The 552-nt window shown below is 48.4% G+C and carries 1 pseudogene; it reads right to left on the minus strand.

Going from position 1 to position 552, the window contains the following annotated elements:
- Positions 1-128: 128 nt before the first annotated feature.
- Positions 129-524, minus strand: a pseudogene (locus tag U869_RS31315) (IS1 family transposase); the annotation flags it as partial.
- Between the last annotated feature and the right edge of the window lie 28 nt (positions 525-552).

Below are 552 nucleotides of genomic sequence, written 5' to 3' on the forward strand. Positions count from 1 at the left end.
GCTTAGCATCAAAACAGTGAGTGCACATAAGCGAAATGCGTTGTTGAAACTGGGGGTGTGTTCTCTGCATGACTTGCTGGACTCTAATGTATATTAGAGCCAAATACGGTCATGACGCAGATTTAGTGTTAGTGGTTGATTGTCAGATACCAGCCGATGATCTTGTCGTGCATCTCTTCTGACTTTGAGAAACAAAGGGTCTTGCGGGTAAGCCGTTTAAGATGGGTCCGCAAGTTCAGATTATGTCGTTCTATCCGCTGGGTATATTTCTTGCTGATAACATGGCTGGTTGAGGACAATAAAGTCCGGTATACCGGCCAGGCATCGGTCATGTAGAAGGCGATGGTAAACTGGCCCAACAAAACCAGAAGACGCTGGAGTGTCAGCGCATTTCGCGGGCCAAATACGTGGGCGATGACGCGCTTTCGGATACGGTCATAAGCATAAAACAGCCAGCGCGGATTGCCTTTACAGCGGACATACGACCACTGCTCATCGGCTTCACAGCAGATAACGACTTCTGCCGTATTAGCGTATTAGCACGGTGAACTC

This window comes from Serratia sp. H1w (assembly GCF_000633355.1).
Taxonomy (GTDB): domain Bacteria; phylum Pseudomonadota; class Gammaproteobacteria; order Enterobacterales; family Enterobacteriaceae; genus Chania.